The organism is Flavobacterium sp. ALD4 (assembly GCF_002836475.1).
In the GTDB taxonomy this organism is placed as follows: domain Bacteria; phylum Bacteroidota; class Bacteroidia; order Flavobacteriales; family Flavobacteriaceae; genus Flavobacterium.
The window spans coordinates 10992-29807 of sequence record NZ_PJBJ01000029.1; the positions used below are offsets into that span (position 1 = coordinate 10992).

Sequence of the window (18816 nt, forward strand, 5' to 3'; positions counted from 1 at the left end):
ACTATGCTATTAGTTCTTCAATTTTTTTCTCTTCTGCTAATCGTTGTAATGCTATTTTATAATCCTTTGGCATTACTTTGATGAAATGTTTTTGTTGGTTTTCCCAATCTTCTAAGATTCTTCCTGCCAATGGGCTGTTAGTATACATGGAGTGATTTTTAATTAAACGTCTTAGTTTTTTCAAGTCGTCATTTTCCAATTCTTCTAAGGCTACCATTTCCATATTGCACAAACCATTTTCGAATTGTTTTTTAACATCAAAAATATAAGCAATTCCGCCACTCATACCAGCAGCAAAATTTCTTCCGGTTTTTCCTAAAACGACCACAATTCCGCCAGTCATATATTCACATCCGTGATCTCCGATTCCTTCCACAACTGCTGTTGCTCCAGAATTTCTTACACCGAAACGTTCACCAGCCATACCATTAATGTATGCTTCACCAGTAATTGCACCATAAAGAGCTACGTTTCCAATAATTATGTTTTCTTCTGGTTTAAATGTTGCAGTAGGAGGGACTTTGATAATTAATTTAGCTCCTGAGAGTCCTTTCCCTAAATAATCATTACAATTTCCATGAATTTTAAATGACAATCCATTAGTGGCGAAAGCGCCAAAACTTTGTCCAGCAGAGCCTTCAAAATCAACAAGAATGGTATCTTCCGGTAAACCTTGGGCACCATATATTTTTGAGATTTCATTACTTAAAATAGCTCCCACAGAACGGTCTGTATTTTTAATCTTAAAGTTAACTCGTGTTTTCTCTTTTCTATAAATAGAAGGAATCGCCTCCTTTATGATTTGGAAATCCAAAACGTTTTCTAATCCGTGATCTTGTGTTGTTGTATTGTGATTCGGTACTGTTTTTGCTTTTTCAGGTTTGTATAAAATAGTAGACAAATCTAAACCGCTTGCTTTATAATGTTTAATGGCTTTGTTTACATTCAATTTTTGTGATTGTCCCACCATTTCTTTTAGCGTTCTAAAGCCTAATTGAGCCATGATTTCTCTCAATTCTTCAGCAATAAAGTACATGAAATTAATAATGTGTTCTGGAGTTCCTTTGAAATTCTTTCTCAACTCCGGATCTTGAGTGGCAATACCAACTGGGCATGTGTTTAAATGACATGCTCTCATCATAATACAACCTGACGCTACTAGAGGTGCGGTAGCAAAACCAAATTCCTCTGCTCCAAGTAATGCTGCAACAGCAACATCACGACCTGTCTTTAATTGTCCGTCGCATTCTAAGACGACACGACTTCGGAGGTCATTTAGAATTAAAGTTTGCTGTGCCTCAGCAAGACCTAGTTCCCATGGGATTCCTGTATGCTGCAATGAAGTTAATGGTGCAGCACCTGTTCCTCCATCAAAGCCTGAAATCAAAATCACATCCGCTTTCGCTTTCGCAACACCGGCTGCAATGGTCCCAACACCTACTTCAGATACTAACTTAACATTGATGCGGGCTTCACGATTGGCATTTTTTAAATCAAATATCAATTGTGATAAATCCTCAATAGAATAAATGTCATGATGCGGAGGAGGAGAAATTAATCCAACATATGGAGTTGAGTTTCTTATTTCTGCAATCCAAGGAAGTACTTTTGCACCAGGTAGTTGCCCACCTTCGCCAGGTTTTGCACCTTGCGCCATCTTTATCTGAATTTCTTTAGCATTTGTTAAGTAGTTAATTGATACTCCAAATCTTCCAGAAGCTACCTGTTTTATAGCACTATTTCTAGAGTCACCGTTGATTTCTTTTTGGAAACGTTTTGGATCTTCACCACCTTCTCCTGAATTACTTTTACCCCCTATTCTGTTCATGGCAATTGCTAAGTTTTCATGAGCTTCCTGACTGAGAGAACCAAGTGACATGGCACCAGTTTTAAATTTTTTAACAATTTCTGTCCAAGGTTCTACTTCGTCAATTGAGATTGGATCTAAGTTGTTGAATTCAAATAGCCCTCTAATTGTCATTAGGTTTTTACTTTGATCGTTGACCATTGTGGCGTATTCTTTATAACTTTCTGGACTATTCAAGCGAACGGCTTGTTGTAATTTAGAAATTGTGGTAGGATTAAACATATGCTTCTCGCCTGTTCTTCTCCATCTGTAAATACCACCAATTTCTAGAGATAAAAGGCTGGCGACACTCGAGTTTGGAAATGCTTTCTGATATCTTTCTTTAATTTCTTTTTCGACTTCTATTAAACCGATTCCCTCTATTCTAGAAGGGGTATATGGAAAATATTTAGAAGTAAAATTTTTGTTTAAACCTAAAATTTCAAAAATTTGGGCTGCGCGATACGAATGTAAAGTGGAGATACCAATTTTATTCATAATTTTCAGAATCCCTTTTGCAATAGCTTTGTTGTAATTTGTGATAGCATAATCAGCTGTCATACCGGTAATAAAACTTTTATCTACCTGATCACGGATGATTTCATTCACCAAGTATGGATTTATGGCACTTGCACCATATCCAAATAACAAAGCAAAATGATGTGGTTCACGCGGTTCGGCGGATTCAATGATAATTCCAAATTTCGAACGAACTTTTAGAATATTCATCGAATGATGGACGTAAGAGCAAGCCAACAACATTGGTATTGGAGCCATTTTATCACTAACACCTCTATCTGAAAGTATGATGATATTGTATCCTCCTTGTATTGCCTTAAAAGTTGCTTTTACACATTTCTCTAATGCACGTTCCAGACCATTTACTCCTTTTTCTATTTCATATAAAGTAGAAATAGTTTGTGACTTGAAATCTGGATGGTCAATATTTCTTATTTTATCCAGGTCTTCTTTTGAGATTACTGGATTCTGAATTTTCAACTTTTTACAATGTTTTGGAACAATATCAAAGATATTGTAATCTCCACCAATTGCTAAACTGATATCCGTAATAATTTCTTCGCGAATTCCATCTAAAGGCGGATTGGTAACTTGAGCAAATAATTGTTTAAAATAATTATACAAAAGTTGCGGTCTATCCGATAATACAGCCAATGGAGTGTCATTACCCATTGAACTAAGTACTTCAGTCCCCTTTGTACTCATTGGATTTATAATTGTCTTTAAATCTTCAATAGTATATCCAAATAAACGCAATCGAGTTTCAAAATCGATATTCTCAGTTGGCGTCGTATTATTGGTATATGGTACTTTTGCTAGGTGCAATAAATTGTCGTCTAACCATTTTCTATAAGGGCGTTTTGTTACTATCGCATCCTTAATCTCGTCATCTTCAATAATACGCCCTTCATTCATGTCAACGAGGAACATTTTTCCGGGCTCTAATCGGCCATGCTGTATTACATTCTCGGGTTTTATGTCGAGAACACCTATTTCAGATGCCATAATTACAAACCCATCTTTTGTAAGTGTGTAACGTGACGGACGCAAACCATTTCTGTCAAGAAGTGCGCCTATCACATTTCCATCCGTAAAAGGAATAGAGGCAGGGCCATCCCAAGGCTCCATTATACAGGCATTGTACTCGTAAAATGCTTTTTTGTCATCAGACATGGTTTGGTGTTTTTCCCATGCTTCAGGTACGACCATCATCATAACTTCCGGTAACGAACGTCCAGTCATTAATAACAATTCGATAACCATATCCATAGAAGCGGAGTCTGATTTTCCGTCTAATATTATGGGGAACAATTTTTTGATGTCATCGCCAAATATATCACTTTCCATTAATTCTTCACGGGCACGCATTCTGCTTACATTTCCACGAAGGGTATTTATTTCGCCATTGTGACACATGTATCGGAACGGTTGAGCGAGTTCCCATGAAGGGAATGTATTAGTAGAAAAGCGTTGATGAACCAAAGCTAGTCTCGTTACTAAATCATCGTCTGTTAAATCCGTATAGTATCTGCTGATGTCTTCCGGCATCAATAGCCCTTTATATATGATAGTGGTGGTAGATAAACTAGAGAAATAGAACATATGACTTTCTGAAGTCTTTGAACTCAGAATAGTATGCTCTGCTATTTTTCTGGCGGCAAATAATTTGGCGTTGAATTGTTGTTCGGTTAACTCCAATCCGTTCTTACCAATAAATACTTGTTTTACTGTTGGTTCTTTTTCGGCTGCGATTTGTCCAAGATTTGAAACATCGACAGGAACATCTCTCCATCCGATTATATTCAGGTTTTGATTGCGAACAGCAGTTTCAAGGGTAGTCTTGCAAAATTCAGCTTGATTTTTCTTTTTGGGTAAAAAAACCATTCCCACTGCATACTCTCTTGTTTCAGGAATAGTAAAGTCGCATACTTTTTTAAAAAAATCATGAGGAATGTCAAAAAGAATTCCTGCTCCATCTCCAGTTCTTCCATCAGCACTTACTGCACCTCGATGCTCTAATTTTATTAAGATATCGAGTGCTTTATGAATAATATCGTTAGATTTAATTCCGTTTAAATTACAAATAAATCCTGCGCCACAGTTGTCATGTTCAAATTCAGGCAAATAAAGGCCTTGTTCTTTAACTTTCATGCTTTATAATTTTTTTATATAAAAATAGCGATTTGATTATATATAATGTATCGAAAATGATTAAAAATAAATATTTTTACAGTAAAATTAGAATAACGATTAATAAATGATGATAATCATATTTAGGCGCGCGCGAATTACAAAATCGGCAACCTGATTTAATAGTATCTACTATATATCGGGCTCTATAGTAGACACTATCAAATTTATGGTTTTAATTTCAAACGATATAGTGACTATTTCAGCACTAGTTTTATGGGGGTTTACTATTGTTAAGACTTAAAATCGTCTGTTATTATGAATTTATTGTCGAACTTAGAAGATAAGAAATTTTAAATAGGGAAAAGATTTTTCTGTTACCATGAATTTTGCTATTTTTGTGGCACTTATATTCTGAAATAAATTCAGAATCCAGACAAATGCTATATTATGAACATACACGAATATCAAGGAAAAGAGATTTTAGCTAGTTACGGAGTGCGCATTCAGCGTGGTATCGTTGCTAATAATGCAGTTGAAGCTGTTGCTGCTGCAAAACAATTAACTACTGAAACAGGAACAAGCTGGTTTGTAATCAAAGCGCAAGTTCATGCAGGTGGACGTGGAAAAGGTGGAGGAGTAAAACTTGCCAAAAACTTACAACAAGTAGAAGAGGTAGCAGGTCAGATTATTGGAATGCAATTGGTGACGCCTCAAACTTCTGCAGAAGGTAAAAAAGTACACAAAGTTTTAGTTGCTGAAGATGTTTATTACCCTGGTGAAAGTGAAACTTCAGAATTTTACGTATCTGTTTTATTGAATAGAGCGACAGGTCGCAATATGATCATGTATTCTACCGAAGGTGGAATGGATATCGAAGAAGTAGCAGAACATACACCTCATTTAATTTTCACCGAAGAAATTGATCCTTCTGTAGGACTTCAAGGTTTTCAAGCAAGAACAATTGCTTTTAACTTAGGTCTTTCTGGGAATGCTTTTAAAGAAATGGTGAAATTCATCGATGCTTTATATAAAGCATATATCGGTTCTGATGCATCAATGTTTGAAATTAACCCAGTTTTAAAAACATCTGATAATAAAATTTTAGCTGTAGATGCTAAGGTTAATATTGATGATAATGCTTTGTACAGACAAAAAGCTTATGCTGAGATGCGCGATATTCTTGAAGAGAATCCAATCGAAGTAGAAGCTAAAGAAGTAGGATTAAACTATGTAGATCTTGACGGTACAGTTGGGTGTATGGTTAACGGTGCTGGATTAGCAATGGCTACTATGGATTTAATTAAGTATGCTGGTTTTGAGCCTGCAAACTTCCTTGACGTAGGTGGAACTGCTGATGCAAAACGTGTTGAAACGGCTTTCCGTATCATCTTAAAAGATCCAAACGTAAAAGCGATTTTGATTAATATTTTTGGTGGAATTGTTCGTTGTGACCGTGTGGCACAAGGAGTTGTTGATGCCTACAAGAATATGGGAGACGCTATTAAAGTGCCGATTATTGTTCGTTTACAAGGTACTAACGCAGCGATTGCAAAAGAATTAATTGATAATTCAGGAATGCCAATATTATCTGCTGTTGAATTTCAAGAAGCAGCGGACCAAGTAAAAGCGGCTCTTTCTTAATTAGAAAAGTATTAGATATAAAAAAAATCCTGTTTGCCATTGCGAACAGGATTTTTTCTTTTTACATTATCTATTTAATACCAATTGCCTCATAGCCTTTTAAGCTAGTCCTATTTTTTGGGTCTAAGTTTTGTTTGGTTTTCCCCAAGATATTAATTATATCAAACTTGCTCTCACTTTTTCTTAAATTATAAAAATCATTTGAATTGGTAACTTCAACCTTAAGAATATAGTTCTGGTCTAATTTGAAAGTGTCAATATCCTCCTTAATAAATTCTCCATTTATCATATAGATGACAGCGTTTTTCTCGACTGTAGTGTAAACATATTTAATTTGTTCTAAGCTTAAAAAAATATATTTCTTGGGGTTTTTAGAACGGATATGTATCTGTACTGAATAGAGGCTGTTATTAACTACCGTATCCTTTTTAATGCTATTTATTGACTTTATATCGTCAGGATTGATATATTTCATTGTGTTCGAAGAAATTGAAACTGAATCAAGAAATAGTGCTGGTTGTGTGTTTTTACTATTTTGGCTAAAAAACAGCGTTGTAACAAATAGTAATAAGAGGGATAAAAATAGTTTCATTTTTGGACAGTTATCATATATTACAATAAATTAAATGTACAAAAAAAACCTGTACGCCGTGGCGAACAGGTTTTTGTATTCTTTATTAGTTTCCGATTTGCTGCACTTCATCGGATTCATATATGCTAAAACCGTTTTTATTTTTTTGAGCAATCCTAAAAAGTGCTTTTGCAACGCTTTCACTTTCTATGGGTTTGTATTTTTTAAGTCTTCCGACAAGTAAAAAAGAAAGTATTGTCATAAAAAATGCGCCTATTTTCTCTCCCATTCTGAACTCTGTTCGGTTTCCTAAAAGTATCGAAGGTCTTAAAATAGAAATACTTGCAAAGCTAGATTGTTTTAGAAAGTCTTCTATTTCTCCTTTTGTTTTTAGATAGAAACTCCCAGCTGCTTTATCGGCGCCGATAGATGAGATAATCAAAAATTGCTTTATGTTATTTTTTAAAGCGAAAGTGGCAAACTGCTGTGGATAGCCAAAATCGACTTTTCTAAATGCTTCTTTACTTCCTGCTTTTTTGATAGTCGTACCAATGGTGCAGAAAAAATCATCGCCAACAACTAAACTCTGATAGCTTTCAGGCTTGTCGAAATCTATAATATGCTGTGTTAATTTGGCGTGTGTCTTTCCGGCATCTCTTTTTACAAAAGCAATTACTTTATCATAGGCTGCGCTTTCTAAAAGGATTTCTAATAATTGAGAACCTATTAATCCAGTACTTCCTATAATTAAAGCAGTTTTCATAATCAAATTATTTTTTGTTCTTTCCGAAATTGTATTTCACTTTTTCTACCACTGGAGTTTTGGCCGGTCCTTTTTTAAACGAAGGCTTTTTCTTGTAATCCGCTTTAGCTGTTGCTTTCCCACCCGGTTTATCACCTCTAGCTCCTTCTTCATCTTTTTGCTTCGCTTTAAATTCGGGTCTGTCTTTAGATCCTTCCTTTGCAGGTATTTGTGCTTTATGTTTTGCTAAAACGTCAGTTGGACTTTTTGGGTTTTCTTTTGTTCCACGTAAATGAATAACTAAAGCATTCAGGAAATTACGCAACACTTGGTCGCCACATTCCATATAATTTTCATGTTTTTCATCGCGAAAAAAAGCACCTAATTCTGATTTAGTAATTCTAAAGTCTACTAATTCCAATATTTCAACTATTTGGTCATCACGTAACATTAAGGCAACGCGCAGTTTTTTGAAGATATCGTTATTTGTCATCATATTCTAATTTTTTACAAAGGTACGTTTAAAAAGTAAGTGGTCGTAATTTTAGGTTCAGAATTGGTACTGGTTTAGAATACGAATTATTTTATTTAAATCGTCCTCCGTATGATTAGCTGTAAATATGATTCTGTTTAATTCTTTACCGCCTGTAGGGTATTTAAAGTTAGTGACGATTATTTTATTGGCGTTAAGCACTGTATTGATTATAGGTATGTCTGGATAGATGACAGGATAGTCAGGGTTGAATGCAAATGCTTTATTTTTGGCCAATAGACCGTCAATATATTTAAGATTGTTTTTTAACTTTATGTGTTGGCTTTTATAAATAGCTTCTGCTTCTCCCAATGCTTCAATCACAGCGGGACTCATTCCCGCACTTGAAACAAATGAGGCATTGTTCATTATTTGATTAATAAAGGATTGATCAGATGCAACGACACCGCCGGTAACTCCCATTGCTTTTCCCAGCGAAGCGACCATGATTTTTCGTTTGATATTTTTATAATGGATAGCAGAGAAAATTCCGCAGCCGTTAATTCCTAAAACACCCAAAGAATGGGATTCATCAACAACCAAAGTAATTTCCTTGTTTGATGCAATTAACTCTATAATTGTTAAATCAATGGCTTTTATGTGAAAGCTGGGGACAGCGTCGGTCAGAATTGTTATCCTTTCATTTGTGCTGTCTAACAAGCGGGGATTTATTCCGCTTTCTATAAAAAACGGTAAACTATTAGGTGCTTTTAGGGCTGCATGAGTATTAGGAAAGTGAAAGAAGGCATCTGTATGAGGGGCGAGTTCTTCTATTACTAATTTTGCAGCAAGCATCCCCGAGGAAACTGTGACAACAGCATCTGCACCAATATAATCCGTCAGAAATTGTTCTCCTTTTTCGTATGCCGTAAGTTTTATGTTTGAATTTCTGGAACTTCCGTATGCAGAGCCCCAACGCAGTATGTTTTTTATAATCAGTTGCTGAAATTCAGAGTTGGTTGGCATTCCCAAATAGGCTGTTCCTCCAAAATATAAATAACTTTCCCCTTTAACCTCAATTATTCTGTCTGGAAACTGATTGATTTTCATTCGTAATTATTTTAAAACAACTCCCGTTCCGTTTAGTTCAGAATAGCTGACTTTTCCATTTTTTATGGTCACTCCATTGGCTATGTCTTCCGCCAATAGCAAAGCGCCGTCCATGTCGACATAATCCAATTGTGGCAATAAATGTGCAATGGCCGAAATTCCTACTGACGATTCTGTCATGCATCCTACCATTGTTTTTAACCCTAGTTTTTTTGCTTCTTGAATCATTCGTCTAGCCGGAGTTAATCCACCACATTTTACTAGTTTAATATTTACTCCATGAAAATGGTTATGGCATTTAGCAACATCTTCTTCGATGATGCAACTTTCATCTGCTATTATAGGTAAAACCGAATGTTTAAAAACTTCCTTATGTCCATCCCAATTATCAGCTTTCATGGGTTGTTCGAGGAATTCTACACCTAGTTTCTTCAATTCAATAGCGTTGCTGATTGTCTCCTCAACTCCCCATCCGCAGTTAGCATCAATTCTGAAAATAGCATCGGTATGTTTTCGAAGTTCTGTTACGATGGCAATGTCTTCGTCCGTTCCTAATTTAATTTTATAAATGGGCCAGGGCAATTCCTTCATTTTAGAAACCATTTTTTCTATGGAAGCAATCCCGATTGTGTAATCAGTTAATGGATTGTTCTCTACAGTATAGTTCCAATATTCATATAACTTTTTTCCTTTTTGACGTGCATACAAATCATTGTATGCCATGTCCAAAGCGCATAGCGCAAACATATCCTCTTTTAAATAGAAATGCATCTTTTTCCAAAAATCTTCGGGTGTTTCGCCATCACTAGCTTCAATGATGCTTCTAATTTTGTTTAGATCTTCTGCCATTACCGGTACAGTCATATTGTAATACGGATTTGAAGTTGCTTCACCAAAACCAGAAACCCCTTCACTTTTTAATTCCACAATTAAAGAAGGTTGGAAATCTATTGATTCTCTTGAAATGGTGAACGTATGTTTTAACTTAAGGTCGTATGCTCTTATTATTAATTCCATAATTGGTTGTAGCTATATAATTATATGTAAATCAGTTGTGAAAACGATATATAAATGTAATGAATAAGTTAATACCCCAACCAAAGAATAGCATTTGTAAATCCATCACGCCATAATTTTTCATTATGTTGTCCCCCTTTTACAATCTTTTTCTCATTCAAATTCAAACAATAACAGCGCTTTGTATTTAATAGGCGTTCCATTTTGTTCAGGTCTGTCACCATATCTTCACTTTCATTATCGCCACACAAGAAATAAATTTTGCTTTTTATTTTTTTTGTATTTTCTACTAAATCGAATATTTTATCTGAGAACCAAAAGGAAGGGCTGAAGACTCCCGCTTTTCCGAACACTTGAGGGTATTTCAAAATAGCGTAATACGAAACTAATCCACCAAGAGAGCTACCCATTATTAGGGTGTTTTTCTTTTTTACCTTAGTTCTGTATTTTTTGTCAATCTGAGGCTTTAATGTTTTGACAATAAACTTAAGGTAGGCATTGGCATTTCCTCCACCATATTTATCATTTTGAAAGGGCGTTAATTCTTCCATGCGTTTATCGTTGCCATGTTCGATTCCAATAACGATTAGCTGTGCATTAATACTGTCCAGTTTTTCGTCAACATTCCATTCCCCTACGTAGGAAGTTTTTGAATCAAATAGATTCTGGGCGTCGTGCATATAAAGAACAGAATATTTCTTCTGCGAATTTTTATAATTCTTTGGAAGGTAAACCCATATTTTTTTTGTGGTATGTAATTGTGGGGCCTCAATCGTAAAAGTTGAAACTTGTTTTGAGGCAGTACTTTCTTGAGCTGTTGTATTTGTTAGGACAAAAAATAATACAAGAAGAAGGAGGAGTCGTTTAATCATTAATTTGTGTTTTGATTTAGAAACAATTTTGTAGCTAAAAATAATGATTATTTTAGTGGTTTGATATTTGAATACAATAATATTCAGGAGTCTTTTTGATAAAGCAATGACCTGACTCTAAAAATAAAATTCAGTCAATTTACATTATATAGCCAGTTTGATAGTTTATCGCACTTTGAATGGTGTTTTTATATCAGTACTAAATTTAGGTCCTTTTTTTCGGACTTAGTTCTATTTAGTATTATGTAGGTGATAGTAAGTTAATTGAATGAATTAAAGTTCATTTTATTGTTCGTTTTAGTAAACCTCATTAGTTGTGTGATTATTTAGTGGCACAGTTATTGGCTTTAGCGATAATAGTTATTAATTAAAATTTATAAAACATGAAAAATATAAAACTACTCGCAATACTAGGAATCGTCTTTTTTGCGTCAAGCACAATAAATGCACAAGTAGCGGTAGCTGTAAACATCGGACTGCCCTCAATAGTTATATCAGGTCACTACGAGCGGGGATACGAACCACAAAGGAGGACTGTTGAGTATCAACAGGAACGTGTCAGTTATGTAGACAATAGAGATTATGATGAGGAAAGATGGGAAAATGAAAGAAGGTACGAAGGGAAAAAAAATCATGGTAAATGGCATGATGGTAAAAAATATAAAGGAAGAAGTTATGAAGGGAGAGATCATGACGATAGGGATGATGATTAATACCTGTTTCATGTAAATAAAAAAAAGAGAACCAATTTTGGCTCTCTTTTTTTTGTTTATTCCATTCTCCTTTTATATCGTCGTTCTAAAATGGATTCAAGTCATTAAACTCAAAAATAAACTTTAGTATTATTATTTAGACTTTTATATTTTTAAAGGGGAGTTTAGATTGTTAGTTTTGACAGCACCTATCCTAAAGAAATTTTTCTTAGTTGTCATTTAACAATAAATATGAGAATTACAGCAAATTGTTGAATCACTGCTTGTTTTAGGGTTTTAATTTTAAAAGCTATATTTTAGCTAAAAAAAATAATTTGATGAATATGTACGAAGAAAAAAAGAGCTTACTTTTAGAGATGATTGCCTTTTCAACAGTTGACGGTCATCTTCATAAAAAAGAATATGAATTTTTATTTCTGATTGCCAATCAATTGAATATCGAAAAAGGAGGGTTTAATGATTTGTTTCATCAAGAATTACCAAAATTACCTATAAAAAATGAGTTTCAAAGGATTCAACAATTTTATAGGTTGGCACTATTAATGCATATCGACGGCATTCTGCATGCAAAAGAAGCGGAAGCCATTAAACAAATTGCGATTCGTATGGGTCTGAATCCAGAAGCCACTAAACGAGTATTGATAAAAATGGAAAAAGCTCCAAAAGCAATTATTTCATCAGACGTATTATTGAATATTTTTAGAGAAGAGCGCAACTAAGTTAACTGTTCTTGTAATTTTTTGATGTCATCACGAAGTTTTGCCGCTTGCATAAAGTCGAGTTCTTTGGCCGATTTCTCCATTGATTTTCGCTTTTCACGAATGCGCTTTTCTATTTCTGCTTTCGATAAATATTCTGTTTCTGATTCCGCAGCCGCGTTTAAAGTAAGTCCTAATTCATAATCTGCTAAAGGATTCTTAGTAAAAGCGCTCTCTATTTTTTTGTTCAGTGCTTGAGGGACTTGGTTGTTCTGCGTATTAAAATTAATTTGCTTGGTTCTACGATAATCGGTTTCGTCAATTGTTTTTTGCATGCTGCCAGTGATTTTATCTGCATACATAATCGCTTTTCCGTTAAGGTTTCTAGCTGCTCGACCAATAGTTTGTGTTAGCGAACGATGGCTACGTAAAAACCCCTCTTTGTCGGCATCCAAGATTGCCACAAGTGATACTTCCGGTAAATCTAGCCCTTCACGCAGTAAGTTTACTCCTATCAAGACATCAAACAATCCTTTTCGTAAGTCTTGCATGATTTCAATCCGCTCTAAAGTATCAATATCCGAGTGAATGTAACGACAACGAATATTGACTTTTGTCAAGTATTTTGCTAATTCCTCTGCCATTCTTTTAGTTAAAGTAGTCACTAAAACGCGTTCATCAATTTCTGCCCTAATTTGAATCTCCTCGATTAAATCATCTATTTGATTTAAACTTGGTCGAATTTCAATTACGGGATCTAATAATCCTGTTGGTCTAATAACTTGCTCGACAACAACGCCTTCCGTTTTTTGTAATTCGTAATCTGCAGGAGTTGCTGACACATAAATTACTTGATTTTGCATGGCTTCAAATTCATCAAACTTCAAAGGTCGATTGTCCATCGCTGCAGGAAGTCTGAAACCATAATCTACTAAGTTTTCTTTACGGCTTCTGTCTCCGCCATACATGGCGCTAACTTGAGAAAGTGTCACGTGACTTTCGTCCACGACCATTAAATAATCTTTAGGGAAATAATCCAACAAGCAAAAAGGTCTTGTTCCGGCTAGTCGTCCATCGAGATAACGCGAATAATTTTCAATTCCGGAGCAATAACCCAGTTCCCGAATCATTTCTAAATCAAAATTGGTGCGCTCTTCCAATCGTTTTGCTTCCAGGTGTTTGCCTATTTCTTTAAAATAATCGACTTGTTTGACTAAATCTTGTTGAATTTGCCAAATGGCACCTTGCAATACATCAGGTGATGTCACAAACATGTTGGCGGGATAGATAGTCAGTTTTTCGAACTTTTCAAGGACTTTAGAGTCCTTTGTGTCGAAACTTTCAATTTCCTCGATTTCATCACCAAAGAAATGGACGCGATAGGCTTCATCCGCATAACTGGGATAGATATCTACTGTATCGCCTTTTATTCTGAAATTTCCAGGATTAAAATCGGCTTCTGTTCTGGAATATAAACTTTGCACCAGTTGATGCAATAATTTAGTTCGGGAAATGATTTGTCCTTTCTCAATTGGAATTAAATTTTTCTGAAATTCTACAGGGTTTCCAATACCGTATAAACAAGAAACCGATGCAACTACTAAAATATCTCTTCTACCAGAAAGCAACGAGGCAGTTGTTGACATTCGCATTTTTTCTAGTTCTTCATTTATGGATAAATCCTTCTCAATAAAAACTCCCGTAACGGGCATAAAGGCTTCGGGTTGATAGTAATCGTAATAAGAAACAAAATATTCTACCGCATTGTTTGGAAAGAATTGTTTGAACTCAGAGTACAATTGAGCGGCCAAAGTTTTATTATGTGCCAGAACTAATGTAGGTCTTTGTACTTCCTCGATAACATTAGCCACAGTAAACGTTTTACCAGAACCAGTAACTCCTAGTAAAGTTTGGAATTGTTCGCCATCAATGATACCTTGAGTTAATTTTTCAATGGCTTGCGGCTGGTCGCCTTTGGGTTGGTAATCGGATACTACTTGGAAATTCATTTGTATAAAGGGGTACTGTTTTAGAACTGCAAAGTTACAAAGTTTATAACCATTCTAATAGAAAGTTAAAAGCAAAAAAAACCACCATGCTTAGCATGGTGGTTTTTCTAATAATAAAATACTTGGTTTAGAAGCTAAAGCTCAAACGAGCAAAAAGGAATCTTCCGTTTTGTCCAAATTGAGAAGTATTTCTTGAATAAGTAAATTGGTTTGAACTTTTTAATGACTCTAAATTTTCATCTGGATATACATCAAAAAGGTTATTGGCTCCAACTACGATTTTAGCTGATGTAGTGAAATTATAACCAACAGATAGATCTGTGATTACTTTTCCTCCCCAAACCGGGTGCTCAACATTAACTGTTTGACCATTAATAAGAGCCGTGTCTACCTTTCCATCTCCGTTTGCATCTCCAGTGTTAGGGTCTGTTACTTCACCGAAATATACATTTCTCAAGAAGAAATCAAATTTATTTACAGTTAATGAATTCGTTAAATTAGCTTTAACTCTTGGTACAGCTTCTTGTAAGTATACTCTACTGGATTCAGAGTAGTAACTGTTTATTTGACCCGCCTCTTTTAGTATTTGAGAAGCATGAATATCACCTACTCTTTTTGTACTTGATATTGTACCAGATAAATCAGTTTTAAGTGTAAGACCATTTCCTACGTTAGCTTTATGGCTAATAACAATATCAATTCCTTTTGATTCAGTATCAATTGCGTTAGCAAAGAAACCTGCTTTATTGGCACCGGCTTGGTTAAAAAGAGTTTTTAATTCATCCGTATTTGCAATAAACTGATCAGTAAGTACCACTCTGTCATCAATTCTTACGATGTAAGCATCTGCAGTTAAAGTAAGTTTAGCATCAGGAATTTTGGCTGTGAAACCAATACTTGCACTTGTAGATTCTTCTTGTTTCAATTGAGGAATTCCCAATATTTTTGCAACTGGAGAATCATTACTAAATATACCCACTTCTGATGGAATTCCATTTGTGAATAGAGTAGAAGTAGAGTTAAAATAAATTTGGTGTAATGAAGGCGCTCTAAACCCTGTAGAAACTGCACCACGTATATTGACGTTGTCTGTTAATTTATAACGAGAAGCTAATTTGTAGTTAGTCGTGTTTCCAAAATCAGAATAGTTTTCAAAACGAATAGCTCCGTTTAATAACCATTTTTCAGTAACATCATATTCTAAATCAGCATATAAAGCAACACTATTACGCCCGTTGTCAATTGCATTAGCAGGTCTGAAACCTGGGAATACTTGCGCTCCACCTGGTCTAGTAGAACCATAGAAGTCAGTCGGTAAAAGATTAGCTTCTGATGGTTTACCTGAAGCAACATTACCATTGATGTCATACTGATTGTAAGAATCAGGAACACCTGCAGTAATCGTATAGTTTTCATCTCTATATTCTGCACCAAAAGCAACGTTTAAAGTGTTGAATTTTTTGCTCATGTCAAAATTGGTAGTGTTTTGAGCAAAACCTAATCCACCAGCATCAAACTCAGTAGGAGAATTTTCTCTTAAGGTAGCATTTAATGTGTTTTCAATAGTGTAATCGAATGTGTTTTTACCATACGTATTACTTAAATCAAAATTCCAAGTTTCGAATATTTTTCCTCTAATCCCTGCTGCTGCAGAAATGTCATTAATAGTAGAGTGAATTTCAGGTAAGAAACCATTTGGATACAAAGCAGTATACGCTCTTGATTGATTTGGTTTTCTATAAAAACCTGCCGCTTGACCATTTCTAAAACTTCCTCCACCAAAGGCATATATCTCAATGTTTTCAGTAATAGGATAAGCACCATTCAAAAAGAATTGTGCGCTTTCTAAAGAAGATTGTCCCACTTTCATATTGAAGTTTCTTCTTTCTAGTTTTCTATAAGCTAATTCTCCTTCTGTAGCATCAAAGTTTAAAATAGTCTGCAAACCATTAGTTCCATACAATGAAGTTGCACCTGCAATAGCAGATTGCTGTGCTGATGTGAAATAACCAACTCCTGGCGCATATGTTTTTATTTCAGATATAATTTGAGATGCATTAGCGGTAGGATTGGCGGCATTACCGATATTTCCCCATAAAGAATTGATATTAGTTGCTGCTTCAGTCGCTCTCTGTTCAACCGCGTTAAAAGCACTGAATAAACCTCCAGTAACATCTTTAGCTCTGCCTGTTTGTGCTCTTAATTGAAAACTTGCAGTTGCATTAATAAAACTTTTTTCTTTACCAAGACTTGTACCGTAGTTCATGTCTATTTGAGCATTATTTCCATCATTACCGCCTCTATGGTCATTCGCTCCTTTTGAAAAGTTGCTACCCGCAAAAAGCGCGATATCAAATTTATTGGTAGCTTTTTTGACGTTGATATTAATAACACCTGCGATCGCATCAGAACCGTACTGTGCAGAAGCACCGTCTCTTAAAACCTCAATTCTTTCGATTGCAAAAGCCGGAATGGAGTTTAAATCCGTTCCCACTGATCCTCTCCCTGGGGATCCGTTGATATTAACTAAAGAAGAAGTATGTCTTCTTTTTCCATTTACCAATACCAATACTTGGTCTGGTCCTAAGCCTCTTAATTGTGCAGGGTCAATATGATCCGTTCCATCAGCAACTGTAGTTGTGTTTGATGTGAACGATGGTGCTACCATGTTCAAAATTTGATTTAAATTCACTTGTGGGCCTTGTGAAGCAATATCTTTCATGCTTATCACATCAATTGGAACAGCAGATTCTGTTACAGTTCTTGCTGGGTTACGAGAACCAATGATAACTACGTTTTCAAGTGTTTGACCACTTTCAGATAAGCGGGCATTTACCGTACTACCGGAAACGGTTATGTTTTTAGTTTCAAATCCTATAAAAGTGAATTGTAAAACATCTCCGACAGCAGCAAATATTGAATATTTTCCGTCAGCGTCGGCTGAAGTTCCCTTTGTGGTTCCCTTAACCAGAATTGATGTGCCTGGTAAAGGTCCTTTTGTGTCGTCAGTTACGACTCCTGAAACTTTAATCTCTTGTGCAGTTAATCCTGCCGAAAAAATTAAGGTTAAAATAAATAATAGTTTTTTCATGGTTTGGTTTGTTTGATTTATTGCGTCAAAATTACAATTAAAAAAAAGAAGATGTTATTTAAATGTTAATTAATAACAAAAATGTAGTTTTATGTTCTTTTTATGTTCGTGGGTTGAGTAATTATCAGTTTCAGGCTATTTTTATGCTGATTTATTTTTGTTTTAAAATTAAATTTATTTGAGCCTACTTTTAATGAGCTACGATTGTTTCTTATGTTTTTATAAGAAAAACCCCTTTTTTTGAAATTACAAAAAAGGGTTTTTTATCGTTTTAAACTAATTTTTTTACTTTACCGTGTTGTCTTTGAATCCGATGTGCATAATTTAACTACTCAAACTTCCATTGTTTTTGTTGGGTTTCGCTCAAGAAAGTCCAAGCAATTATTCGGCTTGTTTTTTGGCCTTGAGCCATATCAATGGTTTTTATTTCTACAGCATTGACTTTACTTAATGTTTTATAGATGCTGGAAAGATGAGATTGTTTTGATACTAAGGTTGTAAACCAAAAACACTGCATCGGATATTTAGCGCTTTCAAATATCATTTGAGTAATGAATCCGAGTTCACCTCCTTCACACCATAATTCCGCATTATGTCCCCCAAAATTTAAAACGGGCTTTGTTGCTTTATCCGCGAAATTCCGAGATTCCAAATTATTAATTTTACGTAAGGAGCCTTTTGTCGCTTCTTCTTGCGATTTGTGAAAAGGCGGGTTGCAAATAGTGAAGGCGAATTTATCTTCTGTTGTAATTATATTTTTAAAAATAAAACGAGCTTCGGTTTGTTGTTGCAGGCTTATAAAATCAACTAGTTTTGGGTTGAATTCAACTATCTTACTGCAATTTTCGATCGCTTTTTCGTCAATATCTGTTCCTACAAAACTCCAGCCGTATTCTGCATTTCCAATTATTGGATAAATACAATTAGCGCCAATACCAATATCCAAGCCTTGAACCGCATTGCCTTGTGGGACAATGCCATTATTGCTGCTGGCCAGTAAATCTGCTATATAATGAATATAGTCCGCTCTTCCAGGGATGGGGGGGCAAAGATAATTTGTGGGAATATCCCAATTTTGGATGTCGTAATAGCTAATTAACAATGCCCTATTTAAAGACTTTACAGCTTCGGGGTCACTAAAATCGATTGTTTCAATACGGTGTTCATTTATAGAAACATGTGCTTTTAATTCAGGGCAGTTTTCTATTAAAAGTTTGAAATCGTATCGAAATCGGTGTTGATTCCTTGGGTGTAAATTTGTTTTCTCGGTATTCGTTTTAGGTGTCATTTTTTTTCTTTCAAGGCAACTATGGAGATTTCTTTTAAAATAAAGATCTGTAGCAAGTTATGTAAAAAAGTAATGCTTTAGTGATTTACTAAAG

13 protein-coding genes are annotated in these 18816 nt (G+C 35.1%); 3 read left to right on the forward strand and 10 right to left on the reverse strand.

The features are described from left to right. Window position 1 precedes the first annotated feature (1 nt). Complete coding sequence (gene gltB, locus CXF59_RS07760) at window positions 2–4516, reverse strand: glutamate synthase large subunit (protein WP_101137259.1); 4515 nt, start codon at window positions 4514–4516, stop codon at window positions 2–4. 429 nt (window positions 4517–4945) lie between these two features. Here gltB and sucC point away from each other — a divergent pair, with 429 nt between their 5' ends. Continuing rightward, on the forward strand, window positions 4946–6139 hold the full coding sequence (gene sucC, locus CXF59_RS07765; RefSeq protein ID WP_101137260.1) for an ADP-forming succinate--CoA ligase subunit beta: 1194 nt from the start codon (window positions 4946–4948) through the stop codon (window positions 6137–6139). 70 nt (window positions 6140–6209) lie between these two features. Here sucC and CXF59_RS07770 read toward each other — a convergent pair whose 3' ends face one another. From CXF59_RS07770 to CXF59_RS07795, 6 genes are all read right to left on the reverse strand, one after another. Continuing rightward, complete coding sequence (locus CXF59_RS07770; RefSeq protein WP_101137261.1) at window positions 6210–6731, reverse strand: hypothetical protein; 522 nt, start codon at window positions 6729–6731, stop codon at window positions 6210–6212. A gap of 85 nt (window positions 6732–6816) precedes the next feature. Beyond that, entirely contained in the window at window positions 6817–7473 is a 657-nt protein-coding gene (locus CXF59_RS07775; protein WP_198554652.1) for an NAD(P)H-binding protein, read from the reverse strand. A gap of 7 nt (window positions 7474–7480) precedes the next feature. Next, window positions 7481–7945 carry a DUF1456 family protein gene (locus CXF59_RS07780; protein WP_101137262.1) on the reverse strand — a complete coding sequence of 155 codons (465 nt, stop codon included), beginning with the start codon at window positions 7943–7945 and terminating at the stop codon, window positions 7481–7483. A gap of 57 nt (window positions 7946–8002) precedes the next feature. Beyond that, window positions 8003–9034: an aminotransferase class I/II-fold pyridoxal phosphate-dependent enzyme gene (locus CXF59_RS07785; protein ID WP_101137263.1), complete on the reverse strand. Its 1032-nt coding sequence runs from the start codon at window positions 9032–9034 to the stop codon at window positions 8003–8005. Window positions 9035–9040: 6 nt separating this feature from the next. Further along, entirely contained in the window at window positions 9041–10051 is a 1011-nt protein-coding gene (locus CXF59_RS07790) for a dipeptide epimerase (RefSeq protein ID WP_101137264.1), read from the reverse strand. 68 nt (window positions 10052–10119) lie between these two features. Further along, a complete protein-coding gene (locus tag CXF59_RS07795) occupies window positions 10120–10923 on the reverse strand; it encodes an alpha/beta hydrolase (protein WP_101137265.1) in 804 nt (267 codons plus the stop codon). A 383-nt stretch (window positions 10924–11306) separates the two neighbouring features. Between CXF59_RS07795 and CXF59_RS07800 the strand changes: the two genes are divergently transcribed. Together CXF59_RS07800 and CXF59_RS07805 are read left to right on the forward strand one after the other, a co-directional pair. Further along, window positions 11307–11636 (forward strand): hypothetical protein, encoded by a 330-nt coding sequence (locus tag CXF59_RS07800; protein ID WP_101137266.1) that lies wholly within the window; start codon window positions 11307–11309, stop codon window positions 11634–11636. Between the two features lie 317 nt (window positions 11637–11953). After that, window positions 11954–12355 carry an excinuclease ABC subunit B gene (locus CXF59_RS07805; RefSeq protein WP_101137267.1) on the forward strand — a complete coding sequence of 134 codons (402 nt, stop codon included), beginning with the start codon at window positions 11954–11956 and terminating at the stop codon, window positions 12353–12355. Here CXF59_RS07805 and uvrB read toward each other — a convergent pair. From uvrB to rlmF, 3 genes are all read right to left on the reverse strand, one after another. Continuing rightward, entirely contained in the window at window positions 12352–14343 is a 1992-nt protein-coding gene (gene uvrB, locus CXF59_RS07810) for an excinuclease ABC subunit UvrB (RefSeq protein WP_101137268.1), read from the reverse strand. The two genes, CXF59_RS07805 and uvrB, sit on opposite strands and share 4 nt — an antisense overlap. A gap of 127 nt (window positions 14344–14470) precedes the next feature. After that, complete coding sequence (locus CXF59_RS07815; protein ID WP_101137269.1) at window positions 14471–17434, reverse strand: TonB-dependent receptor; 2964 nt, start codon at window positions 17432–17434, stop codon at window positions 14471–14473. A 328-nt stretch (window positions 17435–17762) separates the two neighbouring features. Next, window positions 17763–18722 (reverse strand): 23S rRNA (adenine(1618)-N(6))-methyltransferase RlmF, encoded by a 960-nt coding sequence (gene rlmF, locus CXF59_RS07820; protein WP_101137270.1) that lies wholly within the window; start codon window positions 18720–18722, stop codon window positions 17763–17765. Window positions 18723–18816 lie beyond the last annotated feature (94 nt).

What these genes read in the sequence shown, in the direction of transcription:
- CXF59_RS07785 (WP_101137263.1), bottom strand. Translation starts at nt 9,034, where the DNA reads ATGAAAATCAATCAGTTTCCAGACAGAATAATTGAGGTTAAAGGGGAA.
- uvrB (WP_101137268.1), bottom strand. Translation starts at nt 14,343, where the DNA reads ATGAATTTCCAAGTAGTATCCGATTACCAACCCAAAGGCGACCAGCCG.
- CXF59_RS07770 (WP_101137261.1), bottom strand. Translation starts at nt 6,731, where the DNA reads ATGAAACTATTTTTATCCCTCTTATTACTATTTGTTACAACGCTGTTT.
- sucC (WP_101137260.1), top strand. Translation starts at nt 4,946, where the DNA reads ATGAACATACACGAATATCAAGGAAAAGAGATTTTAGCTAGTTACGGA.
- CXF59_RS07780 (WP_101137262.1), bottom strand. Translation starts at nt 7,945, where the DNA reads ATGACAAATAACGATATCTTCAAAAAACTGCGCGTTGCCTTAATGTTA.
- CXF59_RS07795 (WP_101137265.1), bottom strand. Translation starts at nt 10,923, where the DNA reads ATGATTAAACGACTCCTCCTTCTTCTTGTATTATTTTTTGTCCTAACA.
- CXF59_RS07790 (WP_101137264.1), bottom strand. Translation starts at nt 10,051, where the DNA reads ATGGAATTAATAATAAGAGCATACGACCTTAAGTTAAAACATACGTTC.
- CXF59_RS07815 (WP_101137269.1), bottom strand. Translation starts at nt 17,434, where the DNA reads ATGAAAAAACTATTATTTATTTTAACCTTAATTTTTTCGGCAGGATTA.
- CXF59_RS07775 (WP_198554652.1), bottom strand. Translation starts at nt 7,473, where the DNA reads ATGAAAACTGCTTTAATTATAGGAAGTACTGGATTAATAGGTTCTCAA.
- rlmF (WP_101137270.1), bottom strand. Translation starts at nt 18,722, where the DNA reads ATGACACCTAAAACGAATACCGAGAAAACAAATTTACACCCAAGGAAT.
- gltB (WP_101137259.1), bottom strand. Translation starts at nt 4,516, where the DNA reads ATGAAAGTTAAAGAACAAGGCCTTTATTTGCCTGAATTTGAACATGAC.
- CXF59_RS07805 (WP_101137267.1), top strand. Translation starts at nt 11,954, where the DNA reads ATGAATATGTACGAAGAAAAAAAGAGCTTACTTTTAGAGATGATTGCC.
- CXF59_RS07800 (WP_101137266.1), top strand. Translation starts at nt 11,307, where the DNA reads ATGAAAAATATAAAACTACTCGCAATACTAGGAATCGTCTTTTTTGCG.